Source organism: Paenibacillus sp. EKM211P (genome assembly GCF_011066175.1).
Lineage (GTDB): Bacteria > Bacillota > Bacilli > Paenibacillales > Paenibacillaceae > Paenibacillus > Paenibacillus polymyxa.
The window spans coordinates 215,139-230,886 of record NZ_JAAMNS010000006.1; the positions used below are offsets into that span (position 1 = coordinate 215,139).

17 protein-coding genes and 3 tRNA genes are annotated in these 15,748 nt (G+C 48.2%); all 20 read right to left on the bottom strand.

Annotated elements, in window-relative coordinates; translation table 11 throughout:
• Positions 1-125: 125 nt before the first annotated feature.
• A complete protein-coding gene (gene hisJ, locus G9G57_RS12400; protein ID WP_016820121.1) occupies positions 126-950 on the bottom strand; it encodes a histidinol-phosphatase HisJ in 825 nt (274 codons plus the stop codon).
• Positions 951-986: 36 nt separating this feature from the next.
• Complete coding sequence (gene hisIE / locus G9G57_RS12405; RefSeq protein WP_016820120.1) at positions 987-1,727, bottom strand: bifunctional phosphoribosyl-AMP cyclohydrolase/phosphoribosyl-ATP diphosphatase HisIE; 741 nt, start codon at positions 1,725-1,727, stop codon at positions 987-989.
• Complete coding sequence (hisF, locus tag G9G57_RS12410) at positions 1,724-2,482, bottom strand: imidazole glycerol phosphate synthase subunit HisF (RefSeq protein ID WP_016820119.1); 759 nt, start codon at positions 2,480-2,482, stop codon at positions 1,724-1,726. Before hisF ends, hisIE begins: the two co-directional genes overlap by 4 nt.
• Positions 2,483-2,493: 11 nt before the next feature.
• A complete protein-coding gene (gene hisA, locus G9G57_RS12415) occupies positions 2,494-3,225 on the bottom strand; it encodes a 1-(5-phosphoribosyl)-5-[(5-phosphoribosylamino)methylideneamino]imidazole-4-carboxamide isomerase (RefSeq protein WP_016820118.1) in 732 nt (243 codons plus the stop codon).
• Positions 3,226-3,321: 96 nt separating this feature from the next.
• Positions 3,322-3,951 (bottom strand): imidazole glycerol phosphate synthase subunit HisH, encoded by a 630-nt coding sequence (hisH, locus tag G9G57_RS12420; RefSeq protein WP_016820117.1) that lies wholly within the window; start codon positions 3,949-3,951, stop codon positions 3,322-3,324.
• A 3-nt stretch (positions 3,952-3,954) separates the two neighbouring features.
• Positions 3,955-4,563, bottom strand: a complete 609-nt coding sequence (gene hisB, locus G9G57_RS12425; RefSeq protein WP_029514351.1) for an imidazoleglycerol-phosphate dehydratase HisB — start codon at positions 4,561-4,563, stop codon at positions 3,955-3,957.
• Complete coding sequence (gene hisD, locus G9G57_RS12430) at positions 4,547-5,860, bottom strand: histidinol dehydrogenase (protein WP_164965014.1); 1,314 nt, start codon at positions 5,858-5,860, stop codon at positions 4,547-4,549. The genes hisB and hisD overlap by 17 nt, the downstream gene beginning before the upstream one ends.
• Positions 5,861-5,923: 63 nt before the next feature.
• Positions 5,924-6,568: an ATP phosphoribosyltransferase gene (gene hisG / locus G9G57_RS12435; protein WP_153794393.1), complete on the bottom strand. Its 645-nt coding sequence runs from the start codon at positions 6,566-6,568 to the stop codon at positions 5,924-5,926.
• Positions 6,565-7,770 carry an ATP phosphoribosyltransferase regulatory subunit gene (locus tag G9G57_RS12440; protein WP_017427883.1) on the bottom strand — a complete coding sequence of 402 codons (1,206 nt, stop codon included), beginning with the start codon at positions 7,768-7,770 and terminating at the stop codon, positions 6,565-6,567. Before G9G57_RS12440 ends, hisG begins: the two co-directional genes overlap by 4 nt.
• 227 nt (positions 7,771-7,997) lie before the next feature.
• Positions 7,998-9,149 (bottom strand): acyltransferase, encoded by a 1,152-nt coding sequence (locus G9G57_RS12445; protein ID WP_126666607.1) that lies wholly within the window; start codon positions 9,147-9,149, stop codon positions 7,998-8,000.
• 142 nt (positions 9,150-9,291) lie between these two features.
• Positions 9,292-9,789, bottom strand: a complete 498-nt coding sequence (locus G9G57_RS12450; protein ID WP_164965015.1) for an acyltransferase — start codon at positions 9,787-9,789, stop codon at positions 9,292-9,294.
• Positions 9,786-10,439 carry a pyrophosphatase PpaX gene (gene ppaX, locus G9G57_RS12455; protein ID WP_164965016.1) on the bottom strand — a complete coding sequence of 218 codons (654 nt, stop codon included), beginning with the start codon at positions 10,437-10,439 and terminating at the stop codon, positions 9,786-9,788. The genes G9G57_RS12450 and ppaX overlap by 4 nt, the downstream gene beginning before the upstream one ends.
• Positions 10,436-11,491, bottom strand: a complete 1,056-nt coding sequence (lgt, locus tag G9G57_RS12460; RefSeq protein ID WP_164965017.1) for a prolipoprotein diacylglyceryl transferase — start codon at positions 11,489-11,491, stop codon at positions 10,436-10,438. The genes ppaX and lgt overlap by 4 nt, the downstream gene beginning before the upstream one ends.
• A 43-nt stretch (positions 11,492-11,534) precedes the next feature.
• A complete protein-coding gene (gene hprK, locus G9G57_RS12465) occupies positions 11,535-12,473 on the bottom strand; it encodes an HPr(Ser) kinase/phosphatase (protein WP_016820103.1) in 939 nt (312 codons plus the stop codon).
• Between the two features lie 347 nt (positions 12,474-12,820).
• A complete protein-coding gene (locus G9G57_RS12470) occupies positions 12,821-13,945 on the bottom strand; it encodes an ABC transporter ATP-binding protein (RefSeq protein ID WP_013368790.1) in 1,125 nt (374 codons plus the stop codon).
• Positions 13,946-14,048: 103 nt separating this feature from the next.
• On the bottom strand, positions 14,049-15,191 hold the full coding sequence (locus G9G57_RS12475; RefSeq protein ID WP_017427887.1) for a PucR family transcriptional regulator: 1,143 nt from the start codon (positions 15,189-15,191) through the stop codon (positions 14,049-14,051).
• A gap of 158 nt (positions 15,192-15,349) precedes the next feature.
• Positions 15,350-15,422, bottom strand: a tRNA-Lys gene (locus G9G57_RS12480).
• A gap of 7 nt (positions 15,423-15,429) precedes the next feature.
• Positions 15,430-15,515: transfer RNA gene (locus tag G9G57_RS12485), tRNA-Tyr, on the bottom strand.
• Positions 15,516-15,524: 9 nt separating this feature from the next.
• A tRNA-Phe gene (locus G9G57_RS12490) sits at positions 15,525-15,597 on the bottom strand.
• The coding region (locus tag G9G57_RS25880) for a hypothetical protein (protein WP_207714782.1) at positions 15,563-15,748 on the bottom strand (186 nt) is incomplete at its 5' end. The genes G9G57_RS25880 and G9G57_RS12490, both read right to left, overlap by 35 nt.

A 15,748-nucleotide genomic window follows, 5' to 3' on the forward strand; every position in this document is an offset into this window, starting at 1 on the left:
TTCCGTACTCGTACCCCAATAGATACATATGCAAAAATACGCAAAATAGCCGAGCGCATTTCCCCTGTATGAAAGGCGCGTTCGGCTAGCAACTAGATATAACATTAAGACCCAATAAATAAGTATTATAGCGCTAACGGAACCCGTGAACGTTCACGGTGCTGAAATACAGCGAGCTCGCGATAGCCAACTTCATATAAAAGCGCTCGCGCCTTCTCCAAGTGCTCAGCCAGCTTTGCCGGATCATGGGCATCCGAGCCGATGGTCAACGGGATACCTAGCGTGAAAGCTTCCTCTAGCATGCGTCGGCTCGGAAACATTTCGGCACAGGGTTTGGAAAGCCCCGATGCATTCAGTTCCATGGCCCGACCGCTGCGGGCCACCGCTGAGAGTGCGGAGCGCTCCAATTCACGTAGCTCATCCTCTTCCTCCGGCTTCGGATGATGGCCGAAACGTTTAATGACATCCAAATGACCCATGATGTCATATAAACCCGTAGCGGCCGCCTTGGAAACCGCATCATAATATGTGCGGTATACCTCCAGCACATTTTTGCCTTCCCAATGGTGTACCTGACGGAAGTCGGTGACATCCCACTCACCGAGAAAGTGGACGGAGCCAATCACATAATCCCATGGGTATGCATGGATGATATCTTCAATTTCGCGTTCCCAGCCCTCGATATAGTCGCCTTCCAAACCAACACGAATATCAATTTGCCCTTTGTAGCGTTCCTTCAAATCCAAGCATTCTTCCACGTATCGAGGCAGCTCATCCATAGGCATCGCCATTTCTGGATAATAGTTGGCCGGTTCTACATGCAGCAGCGGCATATGATCGGACAAACCGAGCTGATCCAGCCCCAGTCGAATTCCCTGCTGTACGTACTCCTCCAGACTTCCTATCGCATGCCCGCAGCGGGAATGATGCGTATGATAGTCAATTTTCATGTAGCCCTCCCCTTTTCAAACCCTACAATACCCGTCCTAATCACGACGAGGGCGTTCATGACGGCGATTCAGCTCAGCCAGCACGTCATCGAGTGGTAGCTTGCGCTCCTGCAACAGCACCAGCAGGTGATAAATCAGGTCGCTGACCTCCAGGCGCAACTCCTCATTATCTTTGTTTTTGGCTGCAATAATCGTCTCGGAGGCTTCTTCGCCAACCTTCTTCAGGATTTTGTCTACGCCTTTATCAAAAAGATAGGTCGTATAGGCTCCTTCAGGACGTGTCTCCTCGCGCTCCTTAATAATTGCCTCCAACTGGGCAAGCACCTCAAAGCGGCCTTCTGAAGCACTGGAAATAGCATTGGTACGGGTTGCCTGCACTTGAGCTCCTGCATTTCCTGCCCCAGCTACTACAGCTGTCCCTGGCACGGAAATATCACGAGAAAAGCAACTCGTTGCGCCTGTATGACAGGCCGGACCGCTCGGAATGACACGCACCAATAGAGCATCGCCGTCACAATCCAGCTGAATGGAAGAGATCTTCTGCGTATTCCCTGAAGTTGCCCCCTTATGCCACAGCTCCTGTCTGGAACGTGACCAGAACCAGGTCTCTCCTGACTCCAAAGACAGTTTCAGCGACTCACGGTTCATGTAGGCCAGCGTCAATACCTGAAGCGTAGCATCATCCTGCACAATCGCCGAGACAAGCCCGGCCTCATTCCAGCGGACATTATCCAGTATCTGCTCCAGAGATAGCTGTTGGTTCAATTCGTTGCTCATCGTATCTCCACTCCTCTGCGCTTCAAATCTCGTTTCAACTCAGGAATCCCGATTTCTTTATAGTGAAAAATCGTTGCTGCTAATCCAGCATCTGCTTTACCTGACGTAAACACGTCATAGAAATGTTCCTGTTTGCCGGCTCCGCCGGAAGCAATCACTGGAATCCCTACGGTATCCGAAACAGCGGAAGTCAGTGGCAGGTCAAAGCCATCCTTGGTTCCATCTGCGTTCATGCTGGTCAGCAGAATCTCACCGGCTCCCAGTTGCTCTGCTTCCTTAGCCCAGGCCAAGGCTCGAATACCCGATGGCGTGCGGCCTCCGTGCGTGTATACCTCCCATTCGCCCCACGCCTCATTGTACTTGGCATCAATGGCAACAACGATACATTGTGAACCAAAGCTGCGCGCACCTTCCGCAATCAGCTGCGGGTTGCGGACAGCTGCCGTATTTACGCCAATTTTATCAGCACCGGCACGCAAAATGCGTTTCATATCATCGACATGAGATATCCCGCCACCTACAGTGAAAGGAATGGCAATTTCCCCGGCTGTCTGGCGAACTACTTCTTCCATCGTGGCGCGACCTTCAACCGAAGCGGATATATCCAGAAACACGATTTCGTCCGCCCCTTCCCGGTCATAAAGCGCAGCCAGCTCCACCGGGTCACCTGCATCGCGTAAGTTCACAAAATTAACGCCCTTAACCACCCTGCCATCCTTTACATCCAGACAGGGAATAATACGTTTAGCCAGCATGCCTACTCCCCCTATGCTTTTGCTACAGCTTGTACGGCAACCTGTAAATCAATGCTCCCTGTATACAATGCTTTACCCACAATAGCTCCGCCTACGCCTTCTTTCGCATAGGTGCTCAGTGTGATTAGATCATCCATCTTGCTGACTCCGCCGGATGCAATCACGGTTCGTCCACTGCTTTTGGCAAGCGCTGCGATTGCCTCCACATTCGGGCCCTGCATCATGCCGTCACGGGAAATATCTGTGAAAATAAATGTTTCCGCTCCCTTGGAGGCCAACTCAGCAGCCAATTCATCTGCTCGAACCTCCGAGGTTTCGAGCCATCCACGCGTAGCCACATAGCCATTTCGCGCATCTAGACCGATGGCGATCCGATCACCGTAGGTACCCAATACCGCTTCCGTAAAAGCACGATCCTCAATAGCTGCCGTGCCCAAAATCACCCGGCTCACGCCCAGCGACAACAGCCGCTCCACATGCTCGCGCGTACGTAAGCCGCCGCCCACTTGTACAGGTACTTGCACCGCAGAAGCAATCCGTCCAATGAGCGCATCATTCACCGGTTGACCTGCTTTGGCACCGTCCAAATCAACCAAATGAATGTAGGAGCCGCCCAAGCGCTCCCATTCTCGTGCTACTTCCACCGGATTTTCGTTGTATATTGTCTCCTGGTTATAATCACCTTGTACCAGTCGTACACATTTGCCATCGCGAATATCAATCGCCGGGTATATCGTGAACAAAGTTAAGACCCCCTTGTGAGCTATTCAACATCTATATGCCTTTACATCAATCAGCGACCAAAGTTGGCGTACCACCAAATGCAGACTCACGAATCGTTACGCTCGCTTTTTCGCTTCTGCTAGTTCCAAAAACTGACGAAGCAGGCGCATCCCCATTTCTCCGCTTTTCTCTGGATGGAACTGCATGCCATACACATGGCCTCTGCCCACGATAGCCGTTACGGGCCCACCGTAGTCGGTCACCGCCAGCAGATCACTTTCGACCTCCGGCTTCGCATGATAGGAATGCACAAAATACACATGCCCTTCCTCCAAGCCCTGCAACAGCGGGTGCTCCGGCTGAGTCATACGCAGACGATTCCAGCCCATATGCGGCACTTTAACGCCCAGATCAGGAGCAAACCGAACGACCTCGCCTGGTAAAATATTAAGTCCTTCATGACTGCCGTATTCTTCACCACGAGTGAACAATAGCTGCATTCCCAAACAAACACCGAGCAGCGGTTGTCCAGCACTTGCAACCTCCTGAATAACCCGATCCAATCCGCTGGAACGCAGATGCTCCATCGCATCCCCGAAGGCCCCTACACCCGGCAAAATCACACCGCTGGAGGCACGAATCACTTGAGCATCTCCTGTCACTACAGCCTCAAAGCCAAGGCGCTCAACCGCCTTGCTCACACTATGCAGATTCCCTCTGCCGTAATCCACAATGGCAATGGACATGGACTACAGCACTCCCTTCGTTGAAGGCACTCCTGTCACCCGCGGATCAATGGAGGTCGCCTCATCCAAAGCACGCCCCAGCGCTTTGAACACCGCCTCAATCATATGGTGGGTATTTTGCCCGTAGTGAACAATGACGTGCAACGTCATGCGAGCCTCCAACGCAAATTTCCATAGAAATTCATGCACCAGCTCTGTCGAGAAGCTGCCTACCTGCTGAGAAGGGTACTCTGCACGATACTCAAAATGAGGCCGATTACTCAGATCAATAACAACCTGCGCGAGCGCCTCATCCATCGGTACAAAGACGCTGGCATAGCGCTTGATGCCTTTTTTATCACCCAATGCTTCCAGCAAGGTTTGCCCCAGACAGATCCCAATGTCCTCGACGGTATGGTGGTCGTCGATATCCACATCCCCTCTGGCCTGTACATTTAGATCAAATTGTCCGTGCTTGGTGAACAAATCTAGCATGTGATTTAAAAAAGGAACATCCGTTTCAATCTTAGCCTGCCCTGTCCCGTCTACTGCAAATGACAGCTGAATGTCTGTTTCATTCGTTTTCCGGCTGACACTGCCTGTACGCCCTGCTTCGTTATTTTCGTTCCCCATCGCCATCCACCGCCTTCTTCTCATTGTCCAATCGAACTTGTATCGCCCGTGCGTGGCCTTCCAGCCCTTCATGCCGGGCAAGCTGCATAATGGTCTCTCCATTGCGCAGCAGTGCTTCCTTGCTGTAATAGATCATACTCGACTTCTTGATAAAATCATCAATGTCCACTGGCGAGGAAAAACGCGCCGTTCCATTCGTCGGGATGATGTGGTTAGGTCCGGCAAAATAATCGCCTACCGGCTCCGAGCTGTACGCTCCCAGAAAAATAGCTCCTGCATTTTCGATCATCCCCATATGTTCCATCGGCTGCTCTGTCATGATCTCCAAATGCTCGGGCGCAAGCCGATTGACAATACGGATGCCCTCTTCCAAATTGTCAACGACAATGATGGCTCCGTATGCCTCTACCGATGCAGCAGCAATATCTCTGCGCGGCAACTCCGCCAATTGACGCTCTACCTCGGCTGATACTTCTTCGGCCAAGCGTTGCGAAGGCGTAACCAGAATGGCTGAGGCCATTTCGTCATGTTCAGCCTGTGAAAGTAGATCAGCCGCTACATAAGAGGGATTCGCTGTGTTGTCAGCCAATACGACAATTTCACTCGGTCCCGCAATACTGTCGATATCCACTGCACCGTATACCTCACGCTTCGCCAGCGCTACATAAATGTTGCCAGGACCGCAAATTTTATCAACCGGTTCAATACTATGTGTCCCGTATGCAAGAGAGGCAATGGCCTGCGCTCCGCCAACCCTGAATATTTCCGTTACACCAGCCTCTGCCGCAGCTACCAGTGTATAGGGGTCGATCCCTGCCTTGCCGCCTGTCGCCGGGGGTGTCACCATAACGATCTCCGGTACTCCAGCCACCTGAGCGGGAATGACATTCATCAACACCGAGGATGGATAGGCGGCTTTACCGCCTGGAACATACACGCCTACACGTTTCAACGGCCGGATGATTTGACCGAGTAAGCTACCGTCCGGCTGTAAATCCATCCATGAGTTACGCTTTTGCTTGAGGTGAAAAGCGCGAATATGATCCGCCGCTTCTCGAATTGCCTGTATAAATGAAGGCTCTACCTTGTCATAGGCCGACTTCAATTCTTCATCTGTCACACGAAGCTGCTCCGCTGTCAGCGATACACCATCAAACGTTTCCGTATACCGCAGAACAGCCTCATCCCCCTCTTGGCGTACCGATTGAATAATGGTACGCACAGCCTCGTTTTGCTCCGGTGTTCCGTAATCCACCTCTCGTTGGAGGCTGAAATCACGGGCTGCTACGATCTTCATTTGCTCATTCCCCCCTACCTGCTGCTTGCTTGCAGAATGTTCCTGAACCGTTGCTCCGTTCCTTTAATTCTTCGGTACAACTTCAGTTGGAATCACCTGATGCAATCGATCACACAATGCCTGAATCGGACCATTTTTCATCCGGTAACTGACCCGGTTGGCAATCAAACGACTGGTAATATCCAGTATGCTAATCTGCTCAACCAATCCGTTCTCACGCAAGGTCTGTCCTGTCTCCACCATATCTACAATGCGATCTGCCAGACCAATTAACGGCGCCAGCTCGATGGAGCCGTTCAGCTTAATGACCTCCACCTGCTGACCTTGCTCCCGAAAATACTGGGAAGCCACATTTGGATATTTGGTAGCGACCCGTTGACGAATACCTGGTTGCCAATCAGGTAAAGCAATTACCGACATCCGGCAACGGGCAATCCCCAGATCCAGCAGCTCATATACATCCTTGTTTTCTTCCAGCAAAACATCCTTACCGACAATGCCGATGTCAGCTGCACCATACTCCACATACGTAGGAACATCGACGGGCTTCGCCATAATAAATTCCATTCCCAGCTCAGGCAATGGGATAACCAACTTGCGGGTTTCGTCCACATCCAGTGGAATTGGAACCCCTGCCTGGCGGAACAACTTGGAAGCCTGTTTGTAAATCCGTCCTTTCGGCATGGCTACCTTCAATGTTTCCGTCATGACAATTCCCCCCTTTGTACGGGCCGTCTTCCTTCAGCTGTATAGCTGTATACCTCTGCGTACAGATCCTGCTGCTCACGACGTCGATCCTCCGGTCCCCCCGTGAGTCCTGTCACCACAGTAAAACCCTCTGCACGTAGCTGTGCTGCGGCGGATAGCGCCTCTTGTCGTTCCTGCTCGTCATAACGGATAAATATCGGACGCTTCGTCTCAATTGAAATACCATCCACACCATCAACGATTCGGTTCGTCTTCAATGCGAATCCCGTTGCCGGTACCGATCGCCCAAACTGCTGAAGCAGATTGTCATAACGACCTCCGTTGCATACCGGAAACCCGATTTCCGCTGCATAGCCCTCAAAAGTCATTCCTGTATAATATGAAAAATCACCGATCATGGTAAGGTCAATTAACACATGCTCAGATACGCCGTATGCCTCCAGCACTTCCCACACCTCGCACAAATGAGCAATGGATTGAATCGTCTGCTGCTCCACACTAAGGCCAGTAGCCTGCTCGCAAATTTCCTTCCCACCACGAAGCCGAAGAATGGCCTCCAGCTTATCCCGATGCGCGGGGGCCAAACCTAAAGCTTCAATCGCCGTTCGGTAGCCCACTACATCACGACTGAGCAACAGTTCTTTTAGTGCTTGCTGTTCAGCCTGGCGACCTGGAATGATCTCTTCAAATAACCCGTTCAGGAATCCCACATGTCCCATGGCAATTTTAAAAGAGTTAACACCCGCTGCCTGCAATGATGCAATGGCCAATGCTACAACCTCTGCATCAGCCTCAGGTGAATCATCCCCTACCAGCTCCACGCCTGTTTGAAAAAACTCCGCCTCTCTTCCTGCCTCTTCCTCAATCGCTCGAAATACATTGGCGTGATAGGACAGGCGAAGCGGTACTTCTTCTTCCTTTAACAACGAAGACACCACCCGTGCAATCGGAGCAGTCATATCAGAACGAAGTACCAACGTAGTCCCCCGGTTGTTGAGCAATTTAAACAGCTTCCGATCAGAAGTAGAACTAGCCACTCCCACTGTATCGTAGTATTCCATCGTAGGCGTCATAATCTGACGGTAACCCCAACGCTCCATACATGCGAGTACATTCAGTTCAATGGCCCGCAGCTTCGACACTGCACGTGGAAGATAATCTCGAACCCCTACAGGAATCTCAAATCCTTTTGGCTTAGACATCTCTATCACCTCATGATTTCACAATATCTTTATCATGGTAAAGTGCTAACAAACTAAAGTATATTCGATATATTATCATGCCCTACTTATGAACGTCAACCAAACGTAGCAGCCCATTTTTACAGCCCGGACAAGTCGCTGTCCCTCTCTATATTTTATCCAATGCAAAATACATGAATCCTAAAAAAAGACTGTCAGCCTTAAGCCAACAGTCTAAGTCAAAGTATTTAGTAGTTTGCCTGTTCATCTTTACTCTGGGATGGAAACTTCGGAACTGTCCCCAAACCGATCCATGAAAATGGTACATATCGAAAAAACAACGTCACAATCAGCCATGTTCCAAACAGCGCCAACACCCATCCGCCAGCAACAGAGAAGACATATTCTATGGGTGTACCATGCAAATCCAGTTTGCGATACACTCGTAATAACGCCGGATGAAGTAAATAAATACCGAAAGAACATGCTCCCAGCCAACTGATGAACATTCGCAGTCTATCACTAGTATGACGATATAAAAAAACCGATAACTGAAACAGCACCAATGCAGATACGAGAGCATATGCATTATGTAGCAGTTCATAGACCAGCGAGTCTGCATAAATGGCTTTGCGGTAGGCTACAAACCATACTTGTACATAAACGACCCCCAGTAATAACCAAGCCGCCCACAGGGCCCACCAGCTGATCAATCGACCGCGACCTATTACCGTGCCTGGGACTGGAAAAAGCCACTTTTTAAACCCTTCATATCCAATCGCTACAGCGGCACCCAAGGCAAAGTAACTGATATACGTAATCGCAAGGCTTCCTCTCTCCTCTTGCCAAACGTATTTGTTCAGTAGTACAAACCCCCATTGAATGACTAACCCTACTGTCAAAATGACAAAAGCTGCTCTCCGCGGACTCGATAACCAATGACGTAAACGCTGCACTCCCCACAACAACAGCGGAAAGACCAAATAAAATTGGATGATGATAATGACATAATACAAATGCGTATACGCTTTTCCCGTTAGCAGCACGAGCGGAAGATCACTAAGCGGCATCAACCCACGTGTCACCAAGGTCAAATAGTACATAAGAGAAAATAAAACGTAGGGTAACACAATAAACATCAGTCTTTTTCGAAAAAACAAAAGCATACTCTTTCCACGAAGTGGCCGATCGACATAATTGTAAAATAGAACAAAACCGCTCACAAAAATAAATACAGGCACTGCAAAACTGCTAAACATATTTAAAAATAAAAAAGGATAAAACAATAGAGAATGACGCGCATCAATCAAAGCCATTGAAGTTGCATGGATGGTAATGACGGCCGCAATTAATATTCCCCGGTAAATATCAAGCTCTGGTATACGTTCTTTTTTGACCAAATCAACACGCTCCCATATCGCTTTGCAAAAATATCTATTATCAATTTTTAAACATAACCAACATGCATTACCCCACTTATTATACAGAAAAACAGCACAAGAAAGACCCCTTAATATATAAGGGGCCTTTCTTATCATGCTATTACTTCTCATCCACACCAGAGCGTCTTAAATCACGCAATGGATTACCGCCTACAAAAGCACCTGCCGGAACATCTTTATGCACAACCGCCCCGGCCGCTACCACAGCCCCGTCACCGATGGTAACACCCGGCAAAATGGTTGTGTTTGCGCCGATCAGCACACGATCCCCGATCACCACTTTACCGATGCGATACTCCTGTATAAGGTATTCATGAGCCAGTATGGTTGTGTTATATCCAATAACTGAATTGTTCCCGATCGTAATATGCTCCGGAAAAAAAACGTCCACCATCACCATCAGACCAAAGGCCGCATGTTCCCCTACCTTCATCCCCAGCATTCTACGGTAAATAGCATTTTTCAGAGAAAGCACAGGACAATAACGGGCAATCTGTATGAAAATGAAGTTCTTAATGCCTTTCCAAGGGCTCACCGTCCGATAAATTTGCCACAACGCATTGGGACCTTCTACAGGATAGCGGTTCACCTTTCTCACGATACATTGACACCTTGAAGCTCCAACTTCAGCAAATCCCTCATATCATATAGCATGTAGTCTGGTCCATATCCGCGCAGAGCTTCCTCACCCTTAAGCGACCAAGCCACCCCCGCAGATTTCACACCTGCCGCCTGAGCTGACAAAATATCAAAGGAGCTATCTCCAACCATCAACGTATGTTCCGCTTCAGCATTCAGACCTGCCAAGGCCTTGAGCACTGGCTCAGCGTGAGGCTTCGGATGTTCCACATCGTCTACCGTCACAATGTAATCCATAGACGAAGTCAGATCAAACAGGTTAAGTACACGCATCGTGGATGGTCGTATCTTGGTTGTCACAACCCCTAGCTTAATTCCTCGTGCGCGCAGCTCCTGAATAACCTCAATAACATGTGGAAATGGCTTCACCATTTGATCATGATGAATTTGATTATAAGCACGGTAGTCTTTAACTAGCCCAGATACATCCGTTAATCCCGTAAAAGTACGGAGTTGATCGTCCAGCGTTCCCCCCATATGAGGAATAATGTGCTCCCGCGTTAGCGGATCCGCATCTGGATGGTTCAAAATGTGTAAAAATGTGCTGATTATCAACTCATTCGTATCCATAATGGTACCGTCTAAATCAAACAAAATCGTATTTATCATAGATGCTCCTTCTTGTCCTCATCCGTGTCTTCCTTAGATAGCTTATCCGCTGTGGCTGTTGAAGAAACCGCATCCTGCCCAGGACGGGATACTTGTTCTGGCGTCATATCAGGTACCTGATCAATCCCTGTCTTGCTGGAAACAATCGGGTCGCTATATCTCGCAACGGCTGAGCCCTTCCGACGACGAACCAAGATGAAAATCACAGCAGCTACAATGATGAAAATAGCAAGCAACTGTGAGATCCGTACGTTACCGTAATTCGGATCCAAGTACCCCGGTTCAAACCCTAGCCATACCATAGGGGACCACAGAGCATTCACAAAGGAAGCCAGCCAGTCCGGTCCCTGAAAGGCCAAGCTGTCCGTCCGCACCCGCTCGATGAAAAAGCGACCAATAGAGTACCAAATGAAGTAAAATGCAAACATTTCACCCGCACGTACAAATTTCATCCGGCGAATCACAAGCAGCAAAATCACGCCTACAATACTCCACAGCGATTCGTACAGGAACGTAGGGTGGTGAAACACCCCGTTAACGTTCATCTGATTCACAATGAAATCCGGTAGATGCAGCTGACTGCGCAAAAAAGTCTCCTCCGTTGGTCCACCGTAAGCCTCTTGATTGACAAAATTACCCCAGCGTCCAATCGCTTGACCGATTAATAGACCCGGCGCACAAATATCAGCGATACGCCAGAAGTTATACCCTTTATAACGGAAATAAATAACCGCACATATAATGGCACCAATCAAGGCACCATATATCGCGATACCGCCATTCCAAATTTTAAAGATATCCCATAGATTATCCCGGTAGTCTTCCCATTTGAAGGCTACATAATAAATACGCGCTCCAATAATGGCCGATGGAACACCCAGAAGCAGCATATCCATAAAGAATTCCTGCGGAATACCGAATCTTTTTCCCTCACGGATGGCGAGATATAAACCCACAAGCGCCGCCAGCCCCAAAATAAGCCCATACCAATGGACCTTGATTGCCCCGATTGAAAAAGCAATCGGATTCAGCAGTAATGTTGCCGTTGACATATGTTTCTCTCACTCCTTGTCCTTCCTTGCAACCGAACGAACCTTAATCCATCTCTTCCATATCTTCAGAAATCGTAGCAGTCAGCTTGTTTGTAAATTGCAGGGCTGCATTAACGCCCATTTGTTTCAAACGATAGTTCATCGCCGCTACCTCGATAATAACAGCCAGATTTCGGCCTGGACGAACTGGAATCGTAACAAGTGGAACGTCTGTATCAATAATGCGTGTGGTTTCTTCATCGAGACCGAGACGGTCATACTGCTTGTCCTGTTGCCATGCCTCCAGACGGACAACCAATGTAATCCGCTTATTATTACGAACTGCACCAGCACCAAACAGTGTCATTACATTAATAATGCCTACGCCACGAATTTCAAGCAGGTGACGAATGAGTTCAGGTGCTGTTCCATGCAACTGAAAATCGGACGTTTGCCGGATTTCTACCGCATCATCTGCTACCAAGCGATGCCCACGTTTGACAAGCTCCAGTGCTGTTTCACTCTTACCAATTCCACTACTGCCTGTAATAAGCATTCCCACGCCATACACGTCACATAATACGCCATGAATAGTTGCCGTAGGTGCCAGCTTTCTTTCCAGAAAACCTGTGATACGGCTCGATAAAATCGTCGTCGCCATATTAGTTCGCAGTACAGGAATATCTCGCTCTGTACTTGCCTCCACTAGCTCGGCCGGTACTTCCAGGCCACGTGTGATGATAATACATGGAGTCAGCTCTGTACACAAACGCTCCATTCGATCCCGTCGCTCCTCAGGAGGCAGCATACCCAGAAAGGCCAGCTCAGACCTTCCCAAAAGCTGTACCCGCTCCTGTGTATGATATTCAAAATACCCGGCCATCTCCAGGCCTGGGCGATTCAAATCGTCCACGGTGATCAGTCTGCGCAGACCCTTTTCACCGGAAATAACCTCCATTTGGAATTGCTGTACAAGCTCGGATACCTTTACCTGTTTAGCCATTGTATTCTCTCCTCATCTGCAAAAACCGGATTCTATACGCCATTTGATTTATGTAGCATTATTCTATTAACCATACAACCCCACGCAGTCTATCCTGAATGAGTCCACACTTCACTTGATTTAACAATAGGATTCCAGGCTATCCCTATCCCGACAGTTGGAGGCCCCAATCTGGAACTCCTGCCAACGAACCTTGTCTGAATCTAGACCTGCACCATTGTACACCCATCGTATCGGAATTTTCCATTGAATGCAATGCCGAAGCTAGTAGCGGATATGATATACAAATACAAAAGAGTCGCAGTTCTCCGCTTGGGAAAACTGCGACTCTCTTCCAGAGGCTGATCTTATTCGCCAACCAGAATGCTCAATTCCGATTCCTTATCAAAAATATGAACTTTGTTCATATCAACAGCCAACTTCGCTTTGACACCATCACGAGTATTGGAACGTCCGTCTACACGGGCAATAATCGTATCGTTTCCAGCACCGCTCAGGTACAACAGCATTTCATGACCGAGATTTTCCGTTACATCCACAGTGGATGTAAAGATCGTGTTCGGAGAAGCCTCCAAGAATACAGGCTCTTCATGAATATCCTCAGGACGAATGCCCAAGATCACTTCTTTGCCAATGTAGCCTTTCGCTTTCAAAATCTGTCCCTTACCTTCAGGTACAAACAGATCCAGACCTGGTGCTGCGAAATGCAATGCACCTTCTTTTTCAACCAGCTTACCTGAGATAAAGTTCATTGTAGGAGAGCCGATAAAACCAGCAACGAACAGATTCACTGGACGGTTGTACAGTTCATCCGGGGATGCAGCTTGTTGAATGATACCATCCTTCATAACTACAATCCGATCACCCATCGTCATGGCTTCAACCTGGTCATGTGTTACATAGATAACGGTCGTTTCCAGACGCTTAGCCAACTTCGTGATTTCCGCACGCATTTGACCACGCAACTTGGCATCCAAGTTGGACAGTGGCTCATCCATCAAGAAGACTTGTGGGTCACGCACAATCGCACGTCCCAAGGCAACACGCTGACGCTGACCGCCTGATAACGCTTTCGGCTTGCGATCCAACAGATGCTCAATATCAAGGATTTTAGCTGCTTCACGTACGCGTTTATCAATTTCTTCCTTTTTAACCTTGCGGAGCTTCAGACCAAAAGCCATGTTTTGGTATACATTCATATGTGGATACAAGGCATAGGATTGGAATACCATCGCGATATCGCGGTCTTTTGGAGCCACATCGTTCACAACACGATCACCAATGTACAATTTACCGTCTGAAATTTCCTCCAGACCAGCAATCATACGAAGTGTAGTAGACTTCCCACAACCAGAAGGACCAACCAATACGAGAAATTCTTTATCTTGAATGTCCAAATTGACATCAACAACCGTAGCTTTTTCTGCACCCGGATATTTCTTGAAAATATGCTCTAAACGTACGCCAGCCATAGCTTTTGCCTCCCCAAGGTCAAGTTTTGAAATCGAATACATTTTCTACTTGTATCTTACCCTAGTACCTAAACCCTGGCTATTCGCAAACTGCACAAAAATGCTATTTCCTTTTTGTCACTTTGTACAATAGCAGATATAGTTTGACCAAAACTGCATCATTAAAAGTCCGCACGTCCAATCCGGTCTCCTGTTTAATCTTGTCCAAACGGTAAATCAACGTATTACGGTGAACATACAGACGCTTGGCTGTCTCACTCACATTACAATCCAGTTGAAAAAAGATATCCAATGTAGCCATCGTTTCTGAGTCTTCCAGTATGACAGATGACTTCATTACCTGCTCCAAAAATAGTACACGCTGCTCCTTGGGAATGCGATTTAACAGTCTCTCCAAATGAAGCTCCCATGAAAGGTGGATGTGCTCTGTTACATGAAAAAGCTTGCCAAGATGGATCGTCTCCCATAATAAATTCAGCTCGTGGGGGAAACTTTGCAAAGGGACTGAAGGCTTGGAAATCGCCAAATGGAATACACCGACCCATTCATTCGCGATAAGCTCATATAACCCCAAGCTAAAAGCCGTAAGTACCTCCTCCAGCGGTTCCGCAAAATCTGCCTCTCTAGTCTCAGGATCTTTATCCCGTTCATCGTCGACCCCTAATAAAAGCTCCTTTTTTGCGAGAATCAGCCAAGATTGTTCGTCTAATGGAGTAAGCAGCACATTCCCTCCAAAATAGCTCGCTAACAATCGATGAAGCTGCGTATAGGTGATAGCCCCATCCTGTGTTCCCTCGCCATTCAGTAAAAAAGGCACCATACACGCTGATAACGAATCACGAAGCTCCAATTCAGTGGGAACTTCTTCCTCACTGTTTAGATCGGCAGCCTGCTGTATGAGCCATTGTCCAAAACGATTCATCCGCTCTTCCTCGCTATAGGCTGGGTTGATCGACAAGCGTGGACCATTCTGCCAGACTTGTTCCATGTTCCCCAGTAACGCTTCTATCAGCTTCCGTTCTCGATCCGTCAAATATCTGTCCTCTACCGCAAAAGCAGCCAGTTCACCTGCCGATGCACGAAACGGAAAATATAATTTATTCTCACTAACAAACGATCTATCCGGTATAACTGAATCGGCTGTTTCTCCTTCTGCCATCATTTCTGGGCACCAAGGCACTATGGTAAAAGGCGCTTGAATTATATTCTGAAGCTGTTGCTGAATCCATTCTGTATCCAAAGTCACGCGATCACCACTTCACTTTTTTTAGAATATAGATTAAACACTAAGCGAACATAATGAACTCATTATAACCTGTCGATACCTTAAAATAAAAAGCTATATAAAAACATGACTTATATCAATACAAAAAAAGCCATCAACTTATAGTTGATGACTTCTGATGAGCCATGAAGGACTCGAACCTTCGACACCCTGATTAAAAGTCAGGTGCTCTACCAACTGAGCTAATGGCTCGTAAAACTGGTGGAGGATGATGGATTCGAACCACCGAACCCGTAAGGGAGCAGATTTACAGTCTGATGCGTTTGGCCACTTCGCTAATCCTCCATATAAAGGTGGCTCGGGACGGAATCGAACCGCCGACACGAGGATTTTCAGTCCTCTGCTCTACCGACTGAGCTACCGAGCCATATCCATTGGCAAAAAAATAAAGTGCGGAGGGATACCCCTTCCCACTTTAGTACGGCGAAAATACTAAGCTGAAAAATGGCGGAACTGACGGGATTCGAACCCGCGATCTCCTGCGTGACAGGCAGGCATGTTAGGCCTCTACACCACAG